Consider the following 20785-nt stretch of genomic DNA (forward strand, 5'->3'; position numbering starts at 1 on the left):
CCCACCTCATCGTCCCGGGCCGACGGCCACGACTTCCTCAACGGTCCACTCTCTCACCCGGGCCGGACGGGTCGGCGCTTTCCGGTGCGGTGTCCGGCGCCGGGTCACTCGGCTGCTCGGGGTCCTCTTTCCGCGAGCCCGTCGCGGGCTCCTGGGGGAGACGCGTCTCGCGTGCCGCGGGGTTCTGCGGGCCCTCGGCGTCCTCGTCCGCCTCGGACTCCGGGTCCTGCTCCTCGGCATCCCGGGCCGCGGCACGCTTGCGCTGGGTGTACATGCGGAAGCCCGCGAGAACGAGGAGCAGCACGCCGCCGCCGATGACCAGCATCACCGTCGCGGTGATCTCGGTGACCTTGACGTCGAAGGTGACCGGAGCCCCGTACTTCTGGCCGTCCTGCGTGTACAGCTGGGCGACCACGGTGGCCCGGCCGTTGGCATTGGCCGACGTGGTGAACTTCACCGACTGGCTGTGGCCGCCGGAGACGGCGACGGGCTGCTCCTCGTAGGCGTCACCGCCGATCTCCAGGCGTGTCGGGTTGGTGGAGGTGAGCCGCAGCACCAAGTGCTCGACACCCTGCACCAGGTTGTTCTGGACCGTCACGGGGATCGTGGCGCTCCGGCCGGAAAGCTTCGTCTCCGACTTGTCGATGAGCCGCACCTGTCCGATGAGCTCGTCCAGATAGGCCTCGACACCGCTTCGGTGGATCGCCGCCTCGGACTCCCGGCCCCGCCACGAGACGGACATGCCGCGGTTCAGGGCGCGTCCGAACGGGGTCACCACCCGGGACTGGTCGGTGAGGATCACCTTGAACTTGTCGAGCTTGTTCTGGGTCCGGGCGATCTGCTCGAAGGTCGTCTTCGGAAGCTCCCGCTTGCGCAGCGACGAGGGGTAGGAGGAGGCCGCGGGGACCTTGGTGGCGGCAGCGGGGTCCGGCTTGGCCTTGGCGGCCGCCGTGAGGTTCTGGGACTGCGACCAGGTGCCGTCCTGGAGGATCGCGAAGGCCTCGGCCATCGTCTGCGCCTGGCTCGCGGACGGCGTGCGCTGCGGTGCGACGACGACGCTGCGCTGCCGGTCGGTCTGCAGGCCGAGGGTCAGGCTCTGGGCCAGGAACCGCTGCACCGCGAGCGTCGAGGTGGAGGCCTTGGTCATGTCGCCCTGGAACGCCGTGGACAGGCGTGCGTCGGAGACGACGGCCGTGGTGCCGCCCCCGATGGGACGGGGCGCGGTGGGCGTGTACGTCAGGCCGCGCTCCTCGAAGGTGTCGCTGCGGGCGATCACCTTGTCCGCTCCGGCGGACGTGGCGACCCTGACCACCGAGGGGTCGACGGCGCCGTTGACGGGCCAGGCGAAGTCCGTGGTGGGTTTCACGTGGAGGATCGACTCGACGGTGCTGGAGGCGACCTCGGTGGCTTCCTTGAGGTGGCTCAGCGACCCGGTGACGGACGTGCCGTTGTGGGCGAGGGAGGCCAGGTCGGGGTCGCCGAACGGCAGCGCGACGACTTCCTTGTCCGCCACCGCCTCCTGCAGCTCGGTGAGCCATCTCTTGGCGACGTCCTGCTGGCCTCCGACGAGGTTGTCCTCGCCCTCACCGGGGATCTCGTAGCGGCCGGTCATCGCCTCGACGGTCGCGAGCAGGTCCGGGTCGATCACCCAGGTGACGTCCAGGTCCTTGCCGAGCGCCACCATCCGGTCCAGCCGGCCGCCGGGGGAGATCTCCTCGGCCAGGTCGTCGTCGTGGAGGACCGGCGTCTGCTGCTCGTCCGATCGTGTCTCCGCCGTCATGTGGACGGTGGAGATCAGCGGCCACATGAACGTCGTCTTCGCCTTCGTACCGACGTTCTCGGGCTGCCACGGGAGGAAGGTGCGCTGGATACCGAGCGTCTGCTCCCACGGCTGGGCCGAGGTCTCCCCGGCGAGTGAGACGGCCAGCTGGTAGACGCCGTCCTGCCCCAGATTGAGCTCGTCCACCGGTACCGAGAGGGTGAAGGGCCGCGGGACACCCGGGGCGAGCTCGGAGAACTTCTCGGAGAACTTGTCGTCGATCTCCGCGCCGACGATGCTCTGGACGTCGTCGCCGTTCTTGGCGACGGAGTCGATCGCCGACCGGGTGTTGAGCAGCGGCCCGAGGCGCAGGCCCACATGGGCGTCCGTGACGGGCTGCCTGCCCTTGTTGGTCACCGTTCCGGACACGGTCAGGGTGTCGCCGTCGGTCGGTGCGCCGGGGGTCAGGGAGTCGACCGACACGGCGACCGAGCCCGCGCCGGCGGGGGCCTGCGACGCCTCAGGGGCGGCGGCGTCCGCGGGGGCGGCGGCCGGCAGCTGGAGGAGCCCGGCCAGGAGCGGCGCTCCGGTGAGCAGGGCTCCGGTGCGCCGCAGCCAGCGGCGGGCAGGTGAGGGACTCGTCCCCTGGAAGTCTGCCGCCTCGGCCACGCGCTCGCCCGTCCCTCGTCGTCGTCAGTGGTCGTCGGAATGTGCGTCCACGCATGGTAACGATGCGCGCTGAGGGGAAGTGCCGCGGTCCGGCGCGCAAGATCGGGGGACGTGGGCCTTGTCCGAGTATCGCCGGGGGTGTCCGCGTGCGCGTAATGGAGGCGCTGCCGGCCGTTCGGGACACGTACCCTCTTCTGTTGTGCCGAACGCCAAAGAAGAAACCAGTGCCCTGAGCCAGGCGCAGGACCGCGCCGTGAACGAGCTGCTCCGGGTCGCCCCGGTCGCCGACGACCTTGCCCGCCGTTTTCAGGAGGCCGGGTTCTCTCTCGCCCTGGTCGGCGGGTCGGTGCGGGATGCGCTGCTCGGCCGTCTCGGCAATGACCTGGACTTCACCACGGACGCCCGTCCGCAGGACGTGCTGAAGATCGTGCGGCCCTGGGCGGACGCCGTGTGGGAGGTCGGGATCGCCTTCGGCACGGTGGGCGCGCAGAAGAACGCGCGTGTGGGAGGCGTCGACCGGAGCTTCCAGATCGAGGTGACCACGTACCGGTCGGAGGCGTACGACCGCACCTCGCGCAAGCCGGAGGTGTCGTACGGCGACTCCATCGAGGAGGATCTCGTCCGCCGTGATTTCACGGTGAACGCGATGGCCGTCGCCCTGCCGGAGAAGCGGTTCATCGATCCGCACGGCGGCCTCGGCGATCTCTCGGCGCGTCTGCTGCGCACTCCGGGCACGCCCGAGGAGTCGTTCTCGGACGACCCGCTGCGGATGATGCGGGCCGCCCGGTTCTCGGCCCAGCTCGACTTCGAGGTGGCACCCGAGGTCGTCACGGCGATGAAGGAGATGGCCGGACGGATCGAGATCGTGTCCGCCGAGCGGGTACGGGACGAGCTGAACAAGCTGATCCTGTCCGCGCACCCCCGCAAGGGACTGTCCCTGCTCGTGGACACCGGCATCGCCGAGTACGTCCTGCCCGAACTGCCGGCCTTGCACCTGGAGCGGGACGAGCACCACCGCCACAAGGACGTCTACGAGCACACGCTGATCGTTCTGGAGCAGGCGATGGCACTGGAGGAGGACGGTCCCGACCTGACTCTCCGGCTGGCCGCCCTGCTGCACGACATCGGCAAGCCCCGCACGCGCCGTTTCGAGAAGGACGGCCGTGTCTCCTTCCACCACCATGAAGTGGTGGGGGCCAAGATGGCGAAGAAGCGCCTGACGGCGCTGAAGTACTCCAATGAGCTGGTGAAGGACGTATCGCGTCTCGTGGAGCTCCATCTGCGGTTCCACGGCTATGGCACGGGAGAGTGGACGGACTCCGCCGTCCGTCGCTACGTGCGCGACGCCGGACCGCTCCTCGAACGGCTGCACAAGCTGACCCGCTCGGACTGCACCACGCGCAACCGGCGCAAGGCCGCCGCGCTCTCCCGGGCCTACGACGGGCTGGAGGAGCGGATCGCGCAGCTTCAGGAGCAGGAGGAGCTGGACGCCATCCGTCCGGACCTCGACGGCAACGAGATCATGGAAATTCTCGGCATCAAGCCGGGTCCCGCCGTCGGCCGGGCCTACAAGCACATGCTGGAGCTCCGGCTGGAGAACGGTCCGATGGAGCACGATGAAGCGGTGGCGGCGCTCAAGGAATGGTGGGCCGCGCAGGGCTGAAGCGCGAAACGGGGTCATGTTTCACGTGAAACATGACCCTACTGAGATGACGAGGGCGGTGTTTCACGTGAAACACCGCCCTTCGACGTCCGGTCCTACTTGTCCTTCAGGCAGAGCAGGAAGCTGTCGCTGCCGTTGGTCTCGGTGTACACGTACTCGAAGTCCTTGGCCTCCGCCTCGCACTTGCTCTGAGCGGTGATGCCGGAGAAGTTGCCCTCTATCTTGGCCAGCACCGTGTACTGGGCCTTGGAGTCGCTGCAGTCGACGACCTCGAGGTCCGGGTTGTTGTTGTCCGAGTTGCCACGGTGCATGCAGTCACCGACGGCGGCGGTGTTGGCGTCGTCCCGGCTGGCGAGGTAGCCGCCGATCGCCACGCCGGCGATGATCAGCACGATGACGATGTTCTTGATCGTCTTGAAGCTCAGCTTGCGACCCTGCTGCGGCGGAACGGGGGCACCCGGCTGCGGGAAGCCCGGCTGGCCGGCCTGGGGCGGGTAGGGGGCCTGGCCCTGGGGCTGGCCGTAGGGCTGCTGCTGACCCTGTGCGAACGGGTTGCCCTGGGGCGGCGGAGTGGTCACTTGGGAGTCCCCCTAGAACATAGATGTCTGGCGCGAAAGCTGCGCCGATAAGATGCACGTAAGCTACCGGCCCGCGCTGACAACTTCGTAGCCCTCTAAGGCTCTGTGGCGCTGATGTGACACTTACTGGCGCACAAAACGCCCCAAAGTCACAGCTACTGCTGCGTAGATAACGGCGATCGTTACGACCAGCGGGACCGACCGGCCGTCCGGCGGAAGCATCAGCGCTGCCACCGCGGCGGCGCCGACGAAGGCCACGTTGAACAGGACGTCGTACAGCGAGAAGATCCGGCCGCGGAAACCGTCCTCGATGACGGCCTGGACGATGGTGTCCGTGGCGATCTTGGAGCCCTGAGTGGTCAGTCCCAGGACGAAGGCCCCGGCCAGGAGCGGACCGGTGGCGAACGGCAGTCCGAACGCGGGTACCAGCACCGCCGCCGACGCGGCGCACACCACCATCCAGCCGCCGGGACCGAGCCGCCCGGCGGCCCAGGGCGTCAGGACGGCCGCCGCGAAGAATCCGGCGCCCGAGGCCCCCAAGGCCAGCCCCAGCAGGGCTAGTCCGTCGTCGGTGGTCGAGGTCAGCGCGTACCGGCACAGCATCAGCAGCAGGACGAGCATGGCGCCGTAGCAGAACCGCATCAGGGACATCGCCGTCAGCGCCCAGGCCGCCTCCCGGCGCGAGGGTGCGGCGAGATGGCGCAGCCCCGCCCTCAGATCGCGGACGGCCCCGGCGAGTGCCGTGGAGAGGCGGGGGCGCAGCAACGCGGGTTCGGGGCCGAGCAGTTCCCTGGCGATCCGCAACGAGGCCAGGGCCGCGACCAGATACAGCACGGCGCCCACGAGCACCACCGCCGCGTCGGAGTCGGCGACGACCAGACGGACGGCGAAGGCGAGGCCGCCGCCCGCAGTCGCGGCGAGCGTCCCCGCGGTCGGGGACAGGGAGTTGGCGATGACCAGTCGTTCGCCGTCCACCACGCGCGGCAGCGCGGCGGAGAGCCCCGCGAGGACGAAGCGGTTGACGCCGGTGACACACAGGGCGGAGACGAAGAGGAGCCAGTCCGGCACCCGGCCGAGGACGAGGAGCGCGGTCACGGCCGCCATCAGGGCGCGCAGCAGATTGCCGTAGAGAAAGACCTGGCGGCGGCGCCAGCGGTCCAGCAGGATCCCGGCGAAGGGCCCGACCAGGGAGTACGGCAGGAGCAGGACCGCCATCGCGGAGGCGATCGCCGCGGCCGAGGTCTGCCGCTCCGGTGAGAAGACCACGTACGAGGCGAGCGCGACCTGGAAGACGCCGTCGGCGCCCTGGGAGAGCAGCCGGACGGCGAGCAGGCGCCGGAAGCCCTGGAAGCGCAGCAGAACGCGCAGGTCACGGACGACGGCCATGGGGCACAGCCTCACATATGACGAGGGTCTCCGGGACATACGACCCGGAGACCCTCAACTGCCCACAGCGGGAGGTCTCAGCGCTCGACCTCGCCCTTGATGAACTTCTCGACGTTCTCGCGGGCCTGGTCGTCGAAGTACTGCACCGGCGGGGACTTCATGAAGTACGAGGACGCCGACAGGATCGGGCCGCCGATGCCCCGGTCCTTGGCGATCTTCGCGGCGCGCAGGGCGTCGATGATGACACCGGCGGAGTTCGGGGAGTCCCAGACCTCGAGCTTGTACTCCAGGTTCAGCGGGACGTCACCGAAGGCGCGGCCCTCGAGGCGGACGTAGGCCCACTTGCGGTCGTCCAGCCAGGCGACGTAGTCGGACGGGCCGATGTGGACGTTCTTCTCGCCGAGCTCCCGGTCGGGGATCTGCGAGGTGACGGCCTGCGTCTTGGAGATCTTCTTGGACTCGAGGCGGTCGCGCTCGAGCATGTTCTTGAAGTCCATGTTGCCGCCGACGTTCAGCTGCATCGTGCGGTCCAGGATGACACCCCGGTCCTCGAACAGCTTCGCCATCACGCGGTGCGTGATGGTGGCGCCGACCTGGGACTTGATGTCGTCACCGACGATCGGGACGCCCGCCTCGGTGAACTTGTCCGCCCACTCCTTGGTGCCGGCGATGAAGACCGGGAGGGCGTTGACGAAGGCGACCTTGGCGTCGATGGCGCACTGGGCGTAGAACTTCGCCGCGTCCTCGGAGCCGACGGGCAGGTAGCAGACGAGGACATCGACCTGCTTGTCCTTGAGGACCTGGACGACGTCGACCGGTTCCTCGGCGGCCTCCTCGATGGTCTCGCGGTAGTACTTACCGAGTCCGTCGAGGGTGTGGCCGCGCTGGACCGTCACACCGGTGCTGGGCACGTCGCAGATCTTGATGGTGTTGTTCTCGGAGGCGCCGATGGCGTCCGCGAGGTCGAGGCCGACCTTCTTGGCGTCCACGTCGAAGGCGGCGACGAACTCGACGTCGCCGACGTGGTAGTCGCCGAACTGGACGTGCATCAGGCCCGGCACCTTGGACGCCGCGTCGGCGTCCTTGTAGTACTCGACTCCCTGTACCAGCGAGGCGGCGCAGTTGCCCACGCCGACGATGGCTACGCGAACCGAACCCATTCCGGTTGCTCCCTGTGTGTACGAGTGAGGCCCTGAGCGGGTCTCACATGGCGGTGTCGTCGGGCGTATCCGGGCGGGGGTCGTCCCCCGCCCGGGGCAGGCCGCCCGGCGCTCCAGATGTGGTGTCCTGCTGAGCGGGTCCCCCGGTGGCGGACCCCTTCAGGTCCCGCCCGGCCCGCTCGCTCTCGATGAGCTCGTTCAGCCAGCGCACTTCGCGCTCCACGGACTCCATCCCGTGGCGCTGGAGCTCGAGGGTGTAGTCGTCGAGGCGCTCCCGGGTCCGGGCCAGGGAGGCGCGCATCTTCTCGAGGCGCTCCTCCAGCCGGCTGCGGCGGCCTTCGAGCACGCGCATGCGTACGTCGCGTGACGTCTGCCCGAAGAAGGCGAACCGCGCGGCGAAGGTCTCGTCCTCGTACGCGTCCGGCCCCGTCTGGGAGAGCAGCTGCTCGAAGTGCTCCTTACCCTCCGCCGTCAACCGATAGACGATCTTGGCGCGCCGCCCCGTGAGGGGAGCGGCGAGGGCGTCCTCGGTGGTGTTCCCCGGCTCCTCGATCAACCAGCCGTTGGCGACCAGCGTCTTGAGGCAGGGGTAAAGCGTCCCGTAGCTGAACGCACGGAACACACCCAGTGACGTATTGAGTCGTTTGCGCAGCTCATAGCCGTGCATCGGAGATTCGCGGAGCAGGCCGAGTACGGCGAACTCGAGGATCCCGGAACGCCGGCTCATCGTCGCCTCCCCTCTCCCGCGGTCATGCCGTGACGGTCTTCCTGTACGGCTCGTCGCCGTCCTTATGTCGAGCTGATGTATCGACTCGATACATCACGACGATAGAACGGCCACCCGGGAGGGACAAGAGGGAAGAGAGTGAGCGGGGTCACATCACTGATTCGTTGCGAGCAAGTTGCCACATTTGAGGTGAACTTCTGTGCTCGGCGGGTTTTGACGGTGCGTAGTCTGTGCGCCATGCACACCACCGGGAACCAAGTGACGCCCGGGGGCGTCCCCGTCCCCGGTGCAGTACGGGTGAATGCGGAAAGCGTCATATCCGTACTTCGGGGGGACCGGAAACCAGCCGCCGTTTCCAGGCGCGCAAAGGTGCGCCTGCCCGAGGAGTAGTCGTTCGATGAGCGAGCACCGTCGCAAACCGCCGCAGCCGCAGGGAGGCGGACGTGCCGCGGCCCGACGCGGCCAGTCCGGCTCGTCCTCCGGCCGCCGCGCGGCACCGCGAGGCGCCACCGGATCTCCGTCCGATGCCTATGGGGCGGGTTCCCGCGGCTCGGGTGGTGACCGTACACACGGGGGCCGCGCCGAGGCGCGGCGCGCGGCTCAGCGGGGAGCAGCCCGCCGAGCCGGGTCCGCCGCGGCCGGCCGCGGAAGAGGACGCGCGGCCCCTCCCGGAAAGAAGCGGATCATCGACTATCCGCGCTTCGACAGGGATGGCTGGCGTCGCTGGGTGCCGTCCTGGAAGCTCGTGTCCGGCCTGTTCCTCGCCTTCTTCGGCAGCCTGGTCGCCGTGGCGGGCATCGGGTACGCGATGGTGAGCGTTCCCAGTGAGGGAAAGGCCATGGCGTTGTCCGAGAACAACGTCTACTACTGGGCCAACGGTGATCAGATGGTCGCCACCGGAGCCGGCCAGAACCGGCAGAACGTGACGATCGACCGCATCCCCGAAGCCATGCAGTGGGCGGTGATCTCGGCCGAGAACAAGAGCTTCTACGACGACTCGGGCATCGACCCCAGGGGTATCGCCCGGGCGCTCACCAACATGGCCACCGGTGGTGACACCCAGGGCGGCTCGACGATCACCCAGCAGTTCGTGAAGAACACCTACCTGACCCAGGAGCAGACGCTCTCCCGGAAGTTCAAGGAGATGTTCATCTCGATCAAGGTGGGCACGCAGCTCTCCAAGGACGACATCCTCCAGGGCTACCTGAACACCTCGTACTACGGCCGTGGCGCCTACGGCATCCAGGCCGCCGCCCAGACCTACTACGGCAAGGACGCGGTCGACCTCAACGCGAGCGAGTGCGCCTTCCTCGCCGCGGTGCTCAAGGGCCCGACGTACTACGACCCGGCGGGCAACCAGAACCTCGACAGCACCGCGACGCCGCAGGCCAACCGCGAGCGCTCCGAGGAGCGCTGGGGCTGGATCCTCGAGCAGATGCACGACGACGGGCACCTCTCCGACGCCGAGTACCAGAAGGCGACCGCGAAGTACCCCATGCCGCAGGGCCGCAAGGCCGCCAAGGGCATGACCGGCCAGGTCAGCTACCTCGTCGACACGGCGAAGCGGTACGTCCTGAAGAACACCGACATCACGGAGGCGCAGTTCGACCAGGGCGGTTACCAGATCTACACGACCTTCGAGAAGGACAAGGTCGACGCGCTGGCCCAGGCGGTCAAGAAGGTCGAGAAGGAATACATCGACCCGAAGAAGCGCAAGCAGGACGAGCACGTCCAGTTCGGCGCGGCGTCGGTGCGGCCCAACGACGGGGCGATCGTGGCCCTCTACGGTGGTGCCGGCTTCGAGAACGGCCACTTCAACAACAACGCGGACACCTCGGGTGTCCCCGTCGGTTCGACGTGGAAGCCGTTCGTGCTGGCCGCCGCGATGCAGCACGGTACGTACAAGACGGACGGCGAAGGCGTCTCACCGCAGAGCAAGTACAACGGCGACGACCACCTGAAGATCAGGAACCAGGACGGCTCGTTCGTTCTCAACAAGGACAACACGCCCTTCTTCCAGGAGAACGAGAGCGACCGGAAGTGGGGCTACATCACCCTCAACAAGGCGATGGAGCAGTCCGTCAACACGCCCTTCGTCCAGCTCGGCATGGACGTGGGCATGAAGCACGTGGCGGACGTCGCGCAGCGGTCCGGAATCCTGAAGGAGAGCTTCGCCGGCCTGAACGCGTCGTTCGCCCTGGGTACCTCCACCCCCAGCGCGATCCGCATGGCCGATGGCTACGCGACGTTCGCGGCTTCCGGCAAGCAGGCCGACCCGTACTCGGTGAAGTCCGTCAAGCACAAGGGTTCGGAGCTGCCCGGCTTCGAGAAGCCGCGGATCAAGCAGGCGATGCCCGAGAACGTGGCGAACAACGTCACCAAGACCCTCGAGAACGTGATCGAGAACGGTACCGGCACCCGCGCGCAGGAGCTGGGACGCAGGGCCGCCGGCAAGACGGGTACGACGGACGAGAACAAGTCGGCCTGGTGGGTCGGCTACACCCAGCAGCTCTCGACCTCGGTCGCGATGTTCCGTGAGGACCCCAAGAGTCACAAGCTGCTCTCCATGAACGGCACCGCGGGTATGGACTCCATCCACGGTGGTGACGTCCCCACGCAGGTGTGGACGGAGTACATGAAGGCCGCGCTGAAGGGGAAGGAAGACCCCGGATTCCCCAAGGCGGAGAAGATCGGCAAGATCGCCGACGGGGTCGGCGCGCCCTCCCCGACGCCGACCAAGACGGAGACCGAGGACTCGGCGCCCCCGACGACGGCGCCGCCCACTCAGCCCGAGACCTCGGCGCCGCCGCCGCCCACGCAGGGCGAAACCTGTGCGCCCTTCGACTTCCGTTGCAACGACGACGACGACGAGGACGAGGAGGAGGGTCCGGGCGGCACCGGACCCGGCGGGACGGGCCCCGGCGGTACGGACGGAGGCTCGACCTCCTCTCCGGATCCCACGAACAGTGAGGATCCCGGAAACAGCCGGGGCAACGACAACGGAGGCAACTTCCTCGGAGGCCCGGGCGGCTGATCCCGCCCGACGCCCGGGTTGGGTGTTTCACGTGAAACACGGGCCGCCGTACCCCTCGGGTACGGCGGCCCTCGGCGTATCCCCGGCCTCGTACGGCAGGATGTGCGGCATGCCCAGTGGAGAATCGACGCAAGTGAGCGTCCACGAGCCGGAGCCGGTGCCGCCGACCGAGGAGGACCGGATCGCCGCGGCCGGCAGCGAGCTGATCGGCGGCCCGCTCGGACGGCGTGCCGTGACCGGCAGGTCCTGGTGGACACCGGTGCGGGTGATCGCGCTGGTGGCGATCGGCATGTTCACCCTCGGCCTCGTGCAGAAGGCGCCCTGCTACAACGGCGCCTGGTTCTTCGGCGCCAGCTCCCAGTACACGCACGCCTGCTACTCGGACATTCCCCACCTCTACCAGGGGCGCGGCTTCGCCGACGGGCTGGTGCCCTACTTCGACCAGCTCCCCGGGGACATGCAGTACCTCGAGTACCCGGTCCTGACCGGTGTCTTCATGGAGGTCGCCGCGTGGCTCACGCCCGGCAGCGGCAGCATCCAGGACCAGGAGCAGTGGTACTGGATGGTCAATGCCGGGATGCTGATGGTGTGCGCGGCCGTCATCGCCGTCTGTGTGACCCGCACGCACGCACGGCGGCCCTGGGACGGTCTGCTGGTCGCGCTGGCACCGGCCTTCGCGCTGACCGCGACCATCAACTGGGACCTGCTGGCCGTCGCTCTGACGGCCGCCGCGATGCTGATGTGGTCGCGAGGGCGTTCCCTCGCCTTCGGCGTCCTCCTGGGCCTGGCGACGGCCGCCAAGCTCTATCCCGTACTACTGCTGGGACCGCTCCTGGTGCTGTGCTGGCGCGCGGGCCGGTGGCGGCAGTACGGCACGGCCCTCGCGGGCGCGGCCGTCGCGTGGCTCGTCGTGAACGTGCCCGTGATGCTGTTCGCCTTCGACGGCTGGTCGAAGTTCTACACGTTCAGCCAGGAGCGGGGCGTCGACTTCGGGTCCTTCTGGCTGATCCTGGCGCAGAACTCGGACGACCCGGTGAGCACCGACACGGTCAACACGCTCGCCACCGTGCTGATGCTGTTGTCCTGTGCGGGTGTCGCGGCACTCGCGCTCACCGCTCCCCGCCGTCCCCGCTTCGCCCAGCTCGCCTTTCTGATCGTCGCGGCGTTCATCCTCACCAACAAGGTCTACTCGCCGCAGTACGTCCTGTGGCTGGTGCCGCTCGCCGCCCTGGCCCGGCCGAAGTGGCGGGACTTCCTCGTCTGGCAGGCCTGCGAAGTGGCGTACTTCCTGGGCATCTGGATGTATCTCGCCTACACGACCAGCGGCGACGCCCACAAAGGTCTGCCCACCGACGGCTACCACTGGGCCATCGGCATTCATCTGCTGGGGACGCTCTACCTGTGCGTCATGGTCGTGCGCGACATCCTGATGCCGGAGCGGGATCCCGTGCGCCGGTCCGGGGACGACGACCCCTCGGGCGGTGTGCTCGACGGGGCCGAGGACGTCTTCGTGTTCGGGCCCGCGGCCCGGCCCGCCCGGCACGCGGCCCACTTCGAGGGCCCTCGGGTCGAGTGGGGCAGGTCGGGGGCCACCGGGTAGTTCGCTCTGAGCGAACTACCCTCACCAGGGGCCTGGTTCACACGGCGAAGGCCGGGCACGGGAGCCCCGTGCCCGGCCTTCGCCGTCGTGTCAGCGGTCGACGAGACGGTCGAACTGTGTGGTGGTGTGCCGGAGGTGGGCCACCAGTTCCTCGCCGACCTGCGGCTCCGGTGCGTCGGCCGGCACGAACAGGATCGACACCTGCATGTGCGGCGGCTCGGCGAACCAGCGCTGCTTGCCTCCCCAGACGAAGGGGGAAAGGTTGCGGTTGACCGTGGCCAGGCCGGCGCGGGCGACGCCCTTGGCGCGCGGCATGACCCCGTGCAGGGCCTTGGGGGCCTCCAGACCCACCCCGTGCGACGTACCGCCCGCCACGACCACCAGGTAGCCGTCGGAGGCGGCCTTCTGCTGCCGGTAGCCGAACCGGTCCCCCTTGGTGACGCGCGTGACGTCCAGGACCGCGCCGCGGTACTCGGTGGCCTCGTGGTCGCCGAGCCACAGCCGGGTGCCGATCCGGGCACGGAAGCGGGTCTGCGGGAACTGCTGCTGGAGCCGGGCGAGTTCGTCGGCCTTGAGGTGGCTCACGAACATCGTGTGCAGCGGGAGGCGGGCCGCCCGCAGGCGGTCCATCCAGCCGATGACCTCCTCGACGGCGTCCGAGCCGTCGGTACGGTCCAGTGGCAGATGGATGGCGAAGCCCTCCAGCCGGACGTTCTCTATCGCGGCGTGCAGCTGGGGCAGGTCCTGCTCGCTGATGCCGTGCCGCTTCATCGAGGACATCACCTCGATGACCACCCGGGCACCCACCAGGCCGTACACGCCGTCCACCGACGACACCGAGCGGATGACCCGGTCGGGCAGCGGCACCGGCTCCTCGCCGCGCCGGTAGGGAGTCAGCACCAGCAGGTCGCCGCCGAACCAGTCCTTGATCCGTGCGGCCTCGTACGTCGTGCCGACGGCGAGGACGTCGGAGCCCAGCCGGGTGGCCTCCTCGGCGAGGCGCTCGTGGCCGAAGCCGTAGCCGTTGCCCTTGCAGACCGGGACCAGTCCCGGGAACTGCTCCTGCACGTGCTTGTGATGCGCCCGCCAGCGCGCGGTGTCGACGTAGAGCGTGAGCGCCATGGCCGGACCTGGAACCTTTCTCGTGGCTGCGGTGTATCAAAGGTATGGGAGCCAACGAAGCCCGCGGGGCTACGAAGACGAAGACCGTGACGAAGAGCGGCTCAGCGGCGCGACATGTAGATGTCGAGTGCCTTGTGGAGCAGCTTGTTCAGCGGGAAGTCCCACTCGCCGAGGTACTCGGCGGCCTGACCGCCGGTACCCACCTTGAACTGGATCAGGCCGAAGAGGTGGTCGGTCTCGTCCAGAGAGTCCGAGATGCCGCGCAGGTCGTAGACGGTGGCGCCGAGCGCGTAGGCGTCGCGCAGCATCCTCCACTGCATCGCGTTCGAGGGCCGGACCTCGCGGCCGATGTTGTCGGAGGCGCCGTAGGAGTACCAGACATGGCCGCCGACGATCAGCATCGTCGCCGCGGACAGATTCACGCCGTTGTGCCGGGCGAAGTACAGGCGCATGCGGTTGGGGTCCTCGGTGTTGAGGGCCGTCCACATGCGCTGGAAGTACGACAGCGGGCGGGGCCGGAAGTGGTCGCGCACGGCCGTGATCTCGTAGAGCCGCTGCCACTCGGGCAGGTCGTTGTAGCCGCCTTGGACGACCTCGACGCCAGCCTTCTCCGCCTTCTTGATGTTGCGGCGCCAGAGCTGGTTGAAGTTCTTGTGGACCTCTTCCAGGGAGCGGTTGGCCAGCGGCACCTGGTAGACGTAGCGGGGCTGGACGTCACCGAAGCCGGCGCCCCCGTCCTCGCCCTGCTGCCAGCCCATGCGGCGCAGCTTGTCGGCGACCTCGAAGGCGCGGGGCTCGATGAAGTCGGCCTCCAGGTCGCGCAGACGCTTCACGTCCTGGTCCTGGATGCCCTTCTTGATGGTCGCGGCCTCCCAGCGCCGGATGATCACCGGCGGACCCATCTTCACGGAGAAGGCACCCTGCTGCTTCAGGTGCGCGAGCATCGGCTCGATCCACTCCTGAAGGTTCGGCGCGTACCAGTTGATGACCGGACCCTCGGGCAGATAGGCGAGGTAGCGCTTGATCTTGGGCAGCTGCCGGTAGAGGACGAGACCCGCACCGACCATCTCGCCGGTCCGGTCGTCGAACCAGCCGAGGTTCTCCGAGCGCCACTCCGCCTTGACGTCAGCCCAGGCCGGGACCTGCATGTGACTCGCCGACGGCAGGCTCTGGATGTAGGCCAGATGCTGCTCTCGACTGATGGTCCTCAGGGTCAGGCTCATTCGGGGCGCTCCTCGGGCTGGTGTGTCCCCATGGGTCAGGGGCTCCGGCTCTCGCGCGAAGCCTACTGCGCCTTGGGTGCGCCCCGGTTGGGCGCACGGGACCTTCGCCCCGGCCCGGTGCCGGCCGGGGCGAAGGACGCTGTGCGGATGGAGTGGTGTCCGGGGGCGGTCAGGTGATCCCGCCGAAGAGGCCGCCGTGCGCCATGCCCAGGAAGAACCCGACCGCCGACGCACCGAGTCCCAGGATCAGCCCGAAGCGCTCGCGCGTCGTCACCGAGATCCACTGGCCGTAGGCGCCGGTGAGGATTCCCACCAGGCCGGTCCAGGAGCTGAGCAGGTGCAGATGGTGGAACATCGCCGTGACGAAGGACGTGAGGCCCAGTACCAGGGTCACCACGAGCAGGGTGTCCTGGACGGGGTGGGGCTTGCCGTCCGTGGCGAAAAGGCCTCCGACGGTGTTGGGTCGCATTGCCTGTGCCATGGGGCACCTCCTGCGAAAGGCGGCGGATCGTAGCGCCGTACACACCCGATGTGTACAGATTGGGGGTTCTCACGGGCGGATTTCAACCGCACGCCGCTGTGCGGGTACTCTGTACCGTCCGCACCGGTGTCTGTCCGGACAGAGCCAGGCAGGACCTGGAGCCGCCACCCGGCCTCGATTGTCAGTGGCGGCTGTTTTACTGACAGGCATCGTTGCGCAACGCATCACGACCCTCCTGCCACGGAACGACCGTGGCCGCTGAGTCCAAAGGAGGTGGGTTCCACATGCGTCACTACGAGGTGATGGTCATCCTCGACCCCGATCTCGAGGAGCGTGCTGTCTCCCCGCTGATCGAGAACTTCCTTTCTGTCGTCCGTGACGGCGGCGGAAAGGTCGAGAAGGTCGACACCTGGGGCCGTCGTCGTCTCTCGTACGAGATCAAGAAGAAGCCCGAGGGCATCTACTCGGTCATCGACCTGCAGGCCGAGCCTGCGGTCGTCAAGGAGCTCGACCGCCAGATGAACCTGAACGAGTCGGTCCTCAGGACCAAGGTCCTCCGTCCCGAGACCCACTGAGCCCTTCCGCTCAGCCGATCTCGGGATCCGAGTAGCAGCACAAGCAGCCAGCAGCAAACCCGCCGAGAGGTTCCCCATGGCAGGCGAGACCGTCATCACGGTCGTCGGCAATCTTGTCGACGACCCCGAGCTGCGCTTCACCCCGTCCGGTGCGGCCGTCGCGAAGTTCCGTGTCGCGTCGACCCCCCGCACCTTCGACCGTCAGACGAACGAGTGGAAGGACGGCGAGAGCCTGTTCCTGACCTGCTCCGTCTGGCGCCAGGCGGCGGAGAACGTCGCCGAGTCGCTCCAGCGAGGCATGCGCGTGATCGTGCAGGGCCGGCTGAAGCAGCGGTCCTACGAGGACCGTGAGGGCATCAAGCGCACGGTCTACGAGCTGGACGTCGACGAGGTCGGCGCCAGCCTGCGCAATGCCACGGCCAAGGTCACCAAGACCACCGGCCGCGGTGGCCAGGGTGGCTACGGCGGCGGTGGCGGTGGCGGCCAGGGCGGCGGCTGGGGCGGCGGTCCCGGCGGCGGCCAGCAGGGCGGCGGCGCTCCCGCCGACGACCCGTGGGCGACCGGCGGTGGCGCCGGTGGCCAGCAGGGCGGTGGCGGCGGCTGGGGCGGTGGCTCCGGCGGCAGCGGCGGCGGCTACTCGGACGAGCCCCCCTTCTAGGCGGGCCGTACCCACACTTCTTGATCACACAGGAGATACACCATGGCGAAGCCGCCTGTGCGCAAGCCGAAGAAGAAGGTCTGCGCATTCTGCAAGGACAAGGTCACGTACGTGGACTACAAGGACACGAACATGCTGCGGAAGTTCATTTCCGACCGCGGCAAGATCCGTGCCCGCCGCGTGACCGGCAACTGCACGCAGCACCAGCGTGACGTCGCCACGGCCGTGAAGAACAGCCGTGAGATGGCGCTGCTGCCCTACACCTCCACCGCGCGATAAGGGAAGGGTGACCGACTCATGAAGATCATCCTCACCCACGAGGTCTCCGGCCTCGGCGCCGCGGGCGACGTCGTCGACGTCAAGGACGGTTACGCTCGCAACTACCTGATCCCGCGGAAGCTCGCGATCCGCTGGACCAAGGGCGGCGAGAAGGACGTCGAGCAGATCCGTCGTGCTCGCAAGATCCACGAGATCCACACCATCGAGCAGGCCAACCAGGTGAAGGCCCAGCTCGAGGGCGTCAAGGTCCGCCTGGCCGTCCGCTCCGGCGACGCCGGTCGGCTCTTCGGCTCCGTCACCCCGGCCGACATCGCTTCCGCGATCAAGGACGCCGGTGGCCCCGAGGTCGACAAGCGCCGCATCGAGCTGGGTGCGCCGATCAAGACGCTGGGCGCCCACGAGACGTCCGTGCGTCTGCACCCCGAGGTGGACGCCAAGGTCAACATCGAGGTCGTCGCCGCCTGAGTGCCGGCGTGCTGAAGCAGTGACCATGGGGGCCACATCCTTCGGGAGGTGGCCCCCATCGTCATGTTTCACGTGAAACAGTCCGCTTCACGTGCAGGTCACGCGACACCCGAAACCGTCAGCGCGCAGCGCCGGTGACGATCCAGCGACCCGAGCGGGTGCGCACCCACAGGGTCAGCATGCGCACGGTCATCATGAGCGTCATCGTGGCCCACAGCGCGGTGAGTCCGCCGCCGAGCGCGGGAACGAGCAGGGCGGCGGGAGTGAACACCGCGAGGGTCAGCAGCATGGCCCAGGCCAGGTACGGTCCGTCTCCGGCACCCATCAGGACTCCGTCCAGGACGAAGACGATGCCGCAGATCGGCTGGGACAGCGCCACGATCACCAGGGCGGGCAGGGCCACGTCCTTCACCGTGGGGTCGCTGGTGAACAGCGGAAGGAACACCGGCCGGGCGAGGACCACCAGGACGCCGAGGACGACACCGACGGCGACGCCCCACTCGACCATGCGGCGGCAGGCCTCGCGGGCTCCCTGGGCGTCCCCGGCCCCCAGATAGCGTCCGATGATGGCCTGTCCGGCGATGGCGATCGCGTCCAGCGCGAAGGCGAGCAGGCTCCACAGCGAGAGGATGATCTGGTGCGCCGCGATGTCGGAGTCGCCGAGGCGGGCGGCGACGGCCGTCGCGATCATCAGGATGGCCCGCAGGGAGAGGGTGCGTACCAGCAGCGGGGCGCCCGCCTGGGCCGAGGCCCTGATCCCGGCGGCGTCCGGCCGCAGTGAGGCTCCGTGCCTGCGTGCTCCGCGCAGGACCACGGCCAGATAGACCGCGGCCATGCCCCATTGCGCGATGACGGTGCCCCAGGCGGAACCGGCGATGCCGAGACCGGCGCCGTAGACCAGGGCGACGTTGAGCACGGCGTTGGCGAGGAAGCCGGCGATGGCGACGTAGAGCGGGGTCCTGGTGTTCTGCAGTCCGCGCAGGACACCGGTCGCGGCGAGGACGATGAGCATGGCGGGTATGCCGAGCGCGGAGATCCGCAGATACGTGGTGGCGTAGGGGGCGGCCGTGTCGGAGGCGCCGAAGAGGTTCACGAGGCCGGGCGCCGTGGGCAGCACGACGGCCATCACGGTGGCGCCGAGGAGCAGCGCCAGCCAGATGCCGTCCATGCCCTGGCGGATGGCCGACGGGAGGTCGCCCGCGCCGACCCGCCGGGCAACGGCGGCCGTGGTGGCGTAGGCCAGGAAGACGAAGACGCTGACCGCCGTCATCAGGAGCGCCGAGGCGACTCCGAGGCCGGCGAGCTGTGCCGTTCCGAGGTGGCCGACGATGGCGCTGTCGGCCATGACGAACAGCGGCTCGGCGACGAGGGCGCCGAAGGCGGGGACTGCCAGCAGGACGATCTCTCGGTCGTGCTTGCGTCGGGCGGCTCCGGGGCGCGCGGGGGCCTGTGTCATGTGCGCCAATCTAATCGTCCACAGGTAAGAGATGCAAAGCATCTTCGGGTCTTACTTTGTGGCGGAGGGTGTGAGCGTGCGTACACCGCACGCACCGATCTTGATCCTGCTGGGCAAGTTTTTCTTCTGCACAGCCGGTGGACGGCAACATCGCAGGTCACAGGCTCTCTCGGCAGGGCGTGCCGAGCTTGTTCACAGGCCTGTCCACCGGCTCGTGCACAGGTTTCCCGGAGTTCTCCACAGCATTGGGCCCGTCGTCCACATGGCCTGTGGATAACCAGATTGGCTGACGCTGCCGACGGGCCTACCGTGGTCCGGCGCCCGCTCCGTCCGCCGGTTTCAGAAACGACACAAATCCGGCGCGCGACAAACGGAGTTGGGCCTCTTATTTGTCAGTGCCGTGCCGTAGAACAGAGGGGCACGGCGAGGTCCGCTCGGCGGACGGGAGGAGGTGGCTCGGTGAGCATTTCCGAGCCCTTGGACGACCCGTGGGCCGGTAGCGGTCCCAGTGATCGTCTACCCGCCTCCCGCCGTCGTGAGGACCACGGCAGGGGCCGCGACGAGCAGCACGACCGCGGACGGGAGAGCGGTGGATGGGACGGCGCAGGCTCCGCGTTCGAGCGGGTGCCGCCCCAGGACCTCGACGCCGAGCAGTCCGTGCTCGGCGGAATGCTGCTGTCCAAGGACGCCATCGCCGACGTCGTCGAGATCCTCAAGGGCCACGACTTCTACAAGCCGGCCCACGAGACCGTCTACACGGCCATCCTCGACGTCTACGCCAAGGGCGAGCCCGCCGACCCCATCACGATCGCCGCGGAGCTGACCAAGCGCGGTGAGATCAACAAGGTCGGCGGAGCCTCCTACCTCCACAGCCTCGTCCAGACGGTTCCCACGGCGGCGAACGCGGCCTACTACGCCGAGATCGTCCACGAGCGCGCCGTGCTGCGGCGCCTGGTGGAGGCCGGTACGCGCATCACACAGATGGGATACGCGGCCGACGACGACGTCGACGAGATCGTCAACCGCGCGCAGGCGGAGATCTACGCCGTCACCGAACAGCGCACGAGCGAGGACTATCTGCCCCTCGGCGACATCATGGAGGGCGCCCTTGACGAGATCGAGGCGATCGGGTCGCGCAGCGGCGAGATGACCGGCGTGCCTACCGGGTTCACCGATTTCGACTCGCTCACCAACGGCCTCCACCCGGGGCAGATGATCGTCATCGCCGCGCGTCCGGCGATGGGCAAGTCGACGCTCGCCCTGGACTTCGCGCGGGCCGCGTCCATCAAGAACAACCTGCCCAGCGTGATCTTCTCGCTGGAGATGGGGCGCAACGAGATCGCGATGCGTCTGCTCTCCGCCGAGGCGCGCGTCGCCCTGCACCACATGCGGTCCGGCACGATGACCGACGAGGACTGGACACGTCTGGCGCGCCGGATGCCGGACGTCTCCGCGGCACCGCTGTACATCGACGACTCACCGAACCTGTCGATGATGGAGATCCGCGCCAAGTGCCGCCGTCTGAAGCAGCGCAACGATCTGAAGCTGGTCGTCATCGACTACCTCCAGCTGATGCAGTCCGGCGGCTCCAAGCGGGCCGAGAGCCGCCAGCAGGAGGTCTCGGACATGTCCCGCAACCTCAAGCTGCTCGCCAAGGAGCTGGAGATCCCGGTCATCGCGCTCTCCCAGCTCAACCGCGGCCCTGAGCAGCGCACCGACAAGAAGCCGATGGTCTCCGACCTGCGTGAGTCCGGTTCCATCGAGCAGGACGCCGACATGGTCATCCTGCTGCACCGCGAGGACGCCTACGAGAAGGAGTCGCCGCGTGCGGGGGAGGCCGACCTGATCGTGGCGAAGCACCGCAACGGTCCGACGGCGACGATCACGGTCGCCTTCCAGGGCCACTACTCGCGCTTCGTGGACATGGCCCAGACCTGACGCGAACCGCTG

General features: G+C 68.5%; 17 protein-coding genes. 8 read left to right on the forward strand and 9 right to left on the reverse strand.

Going from position 1 to position 20785, the window contains the following annotated elements:
• Positions 1–37: 37 nt before the first annotated feature.
• Positions 38–2428: a DUF6049 family protein gene (locus AC5L3C_RS18850; RefSeq protein WP_493650001.1), complete on the reverse strand. Its 2391-nt coding sequence runs from the start codon at positions 2426–2428 to the stop codon at positions 38–40.
• 199 nt (positions 2429–2627) lie between these two features.
• On the opposite strand from AC5L3C_RS18850, the gene AC5L3C_RS18855 reads away from it, so the two are divergent.
• Positions 2628–4091, forward strand: coding sequence for a CCA tRNA nucleotidyltransferase (locus AC5L3C_RS18855; protein WP_493650002.1), 1464 nt, complete (start codon positions 2628–2630; stop codon positions 4089–4091).
• Positions 4092–4186: 95 nt separating this feature from the next.
• Here the strand turns inward: AC5L3C_RS18855 and AC5L3C_RS18860 are convergent, their stop codons facing one another.
• From AC5L3C_RS18860 to AC5L3C_RS18875, 4 genes are all read right to left on the reverse strand, one after another.
• Positions 4187–4669 carry an LppU/SCO3897 family protein gene (locus tag AC5L3C_RS18860; RefSeq protein ID WP_493650003.1) on the reverse strand — a complete coding sequence of 161 codons (483 nt, stop codon included), beginning with the start codon at positions 4667–4669 and terminating at the stop codon, positions 4187–4189.
• Between the two features lie 123 nt (positions 4670–4792).
• Positions 4793–6055, reverse strand: coding sequence for an MFS transporter (locus AC5L3C_RS18865; protein WP_493650004.1), 1263 nt, complete (start codon positions 6053–6055; stop codon positions 4793–4795).
• A 77-nt stretch (positions 6056–6132) separates the two neighbouring features.
• Positions 6133–7215: an inositol-3-phosphate synthase gene (locus AC5L3C_RS18870; protein ID WP_493650005.1), complete on the reverse strand. Its 1083-nt coding sequence runs from the start codon at positions 7213–7215 to the stop codon at positions 6133–6135.
• A gap of 43 nt (positions 7216–7258) precedes the next feature.
• Positions 7259–7942, reverse strand: coding sequence for a PadR family transcriptional regulator (locus tag AC5L3C_RS18875; protein WP_493650006.1), 684 nt, complete (start codon positions 7940–7942; stop codon positions 7259–7261).
• A 397-nt stretch (positions 7943–8339) separates the two neighbouring features.
• Here AC5L3C_RS18875 and AC5L3C_RS18880 point away from each other — a divergent pair, with 397 nt between their 5' ends.
• Both AC5L3C_RS18880 and AC5L3C_RS18885 read left to right on the forward strand, forming a co-directional pair.
• Entirely contained in the window at positions 8340–10976 is a 2637-nt protein-coding gene (locus AC5L3C_RS18880) for a transglycosylase domain-containing protein (protein ID WP_493650007.1), read from the forward strand.
• Between the two features lie 100 nt (positions 10977–11076).
• Positions 11077–12576 carry a glycosyltransferase family 87 protein gene (locus tag AC5L3C_RS18885; protein ID WP_493653929.1) on the forward strand — a complete coding sequence of 500 codons (1500 nt, stop codon included), beginning with the start codon at positions 11077–11079 and terminating at the stop codon, positions 12574–12576.
• Between the two features lie 90 nt (positions 12577–12666).
• On the opposite strand, the gene AC5L3C_RS18890 is transcribed toward AC5L3C_RS18885, so the two are convergent.
• From AC5L3C_RS18890 to AC5L3C_RS18900, 3 genes are all read right to left on the reverse strand, one after another.
• On the reverse strand, positions 12667–13698 hold the full coding sequence (locus AC5L3C_RS18890; RefSeq protein ID WP_493650008.1) for an alanine racemase: 1032 nt from the start codon (positions 13696–13698) through the stop codon (positions 12667–12669).
• Between the two features lie 101 nt (positions 13699–13799).
• Positions 13800–14921 (reverse strand): peptidoglycan bridge formation glycyltransferase FemX, encoded by a 1122-nt coding sequence (gene femX / locus AC5L3C_RS18895; RefSeq protein WP_125505360.1) that lies wholly within the window; start codon positions 14919–14921, stop codon positions 13800–13802.
• 169 nt (positions 14922–15090) lie between these two features.
• Complete coding sequence (locus AC5L3C_RS18900; RefSeq protein WP_125505361.1) at positions 15091–15402, reverse strand: hypothetical protein; 312 nt, start codon at positions 15400–15402, stop codon at positions 15091–15093.
• 284 nt (positions 15403–15686) lie between these two features.
• Here AC5L3C_RS18900 and rpsF point away from each other — a divergent pair, with 284 nt between their 5' ends.
• The 4 genes from rpsF (at position 15687) to rplI (ending at position 17379) form a co-directional block, all read left to right on the forward strand.
• Positions 15687–15977 (forward strand): 30S ribosomal protein S6, encoded by a 291-nt coding sequence (gene rpsF, locus AC5L3C_RS18905; RefSeq protein ID WP_004985983.1) that lies wholly within the window; start codon positions 15687–15689, stop codon positions 15975–15977.
• A 76-nt stretch (positions 15978–16053) separates the two neighbouring features.
• Positions 16054–16635 carry a single-stranded DNA-binding protein gene (locus AC5L3C_RS18910; protein WP_493650009.1) on the forward strand — a complete coding sequence of 194 codons (582 nt, stop codon included), beginning with the start codon at positions 16054–16056 and terminating at the stop codon, positions 16633–16635.
• Positions 16636–16677: 42 nt separating this feature from the next.
• Entirely contained in the window at positions 16678–16914 is a 237-nt protein-coding gene (gene rpsR, locus AC5L3C_RS18915) for a 30S ribosomal protein S18 (RefSeq protein WP_003949403.1), read from the forward strand.
• A gap of 18 nt (positions 16915–16932) precedes the next feature.
• Entirely contained in the window at positions 16933–17379 is a 447-nt protein-coding gene (gene rplI, locus AC5L3C_RS18920) for a 50S ribosomal protein L9 (protein ID WP_125505363.1), read from the forward strand.
• Positions 17380–17497: 118 nt separating this feature from the next.
• On the opposite strand, the gene AC5L3C_RS18925 is transcribed toward rplI, so the two are convergent.
• Complete coding sequence (locus AC5L3C_RS18925; RefSeq protein WP_493650010.1) at positions 17498–18835, reverse strand: MATE family efflux transporter; 1338 nt, start codon at positions 18833–18835, stop codon at positions 17498–17500.
• A gap of 459 nt (positions 18836–19294) precedes the next feature.
• On the opposite strand from AC5L3C_RS18925, the gene dnaB reads away from it, so the two are divergent.
• Positions 19295–20773 carry a replicative DNA helicase gene (dnaB, locus tag AC5L3C_RS18930; protein ID WP_125505365.1) on the forward strand — a complete coding sequence of 493 codons (1479 nt, stop codon included), beginning with the start codon at positions 19295–19297 and terminating at the stop codon, positions 20771–20773.
• Positions 20774–20785 lie beyond the last annotated feature (12 nt).

Source organism: Streptomyces speibonae (genome assembly GCF_984686075.1).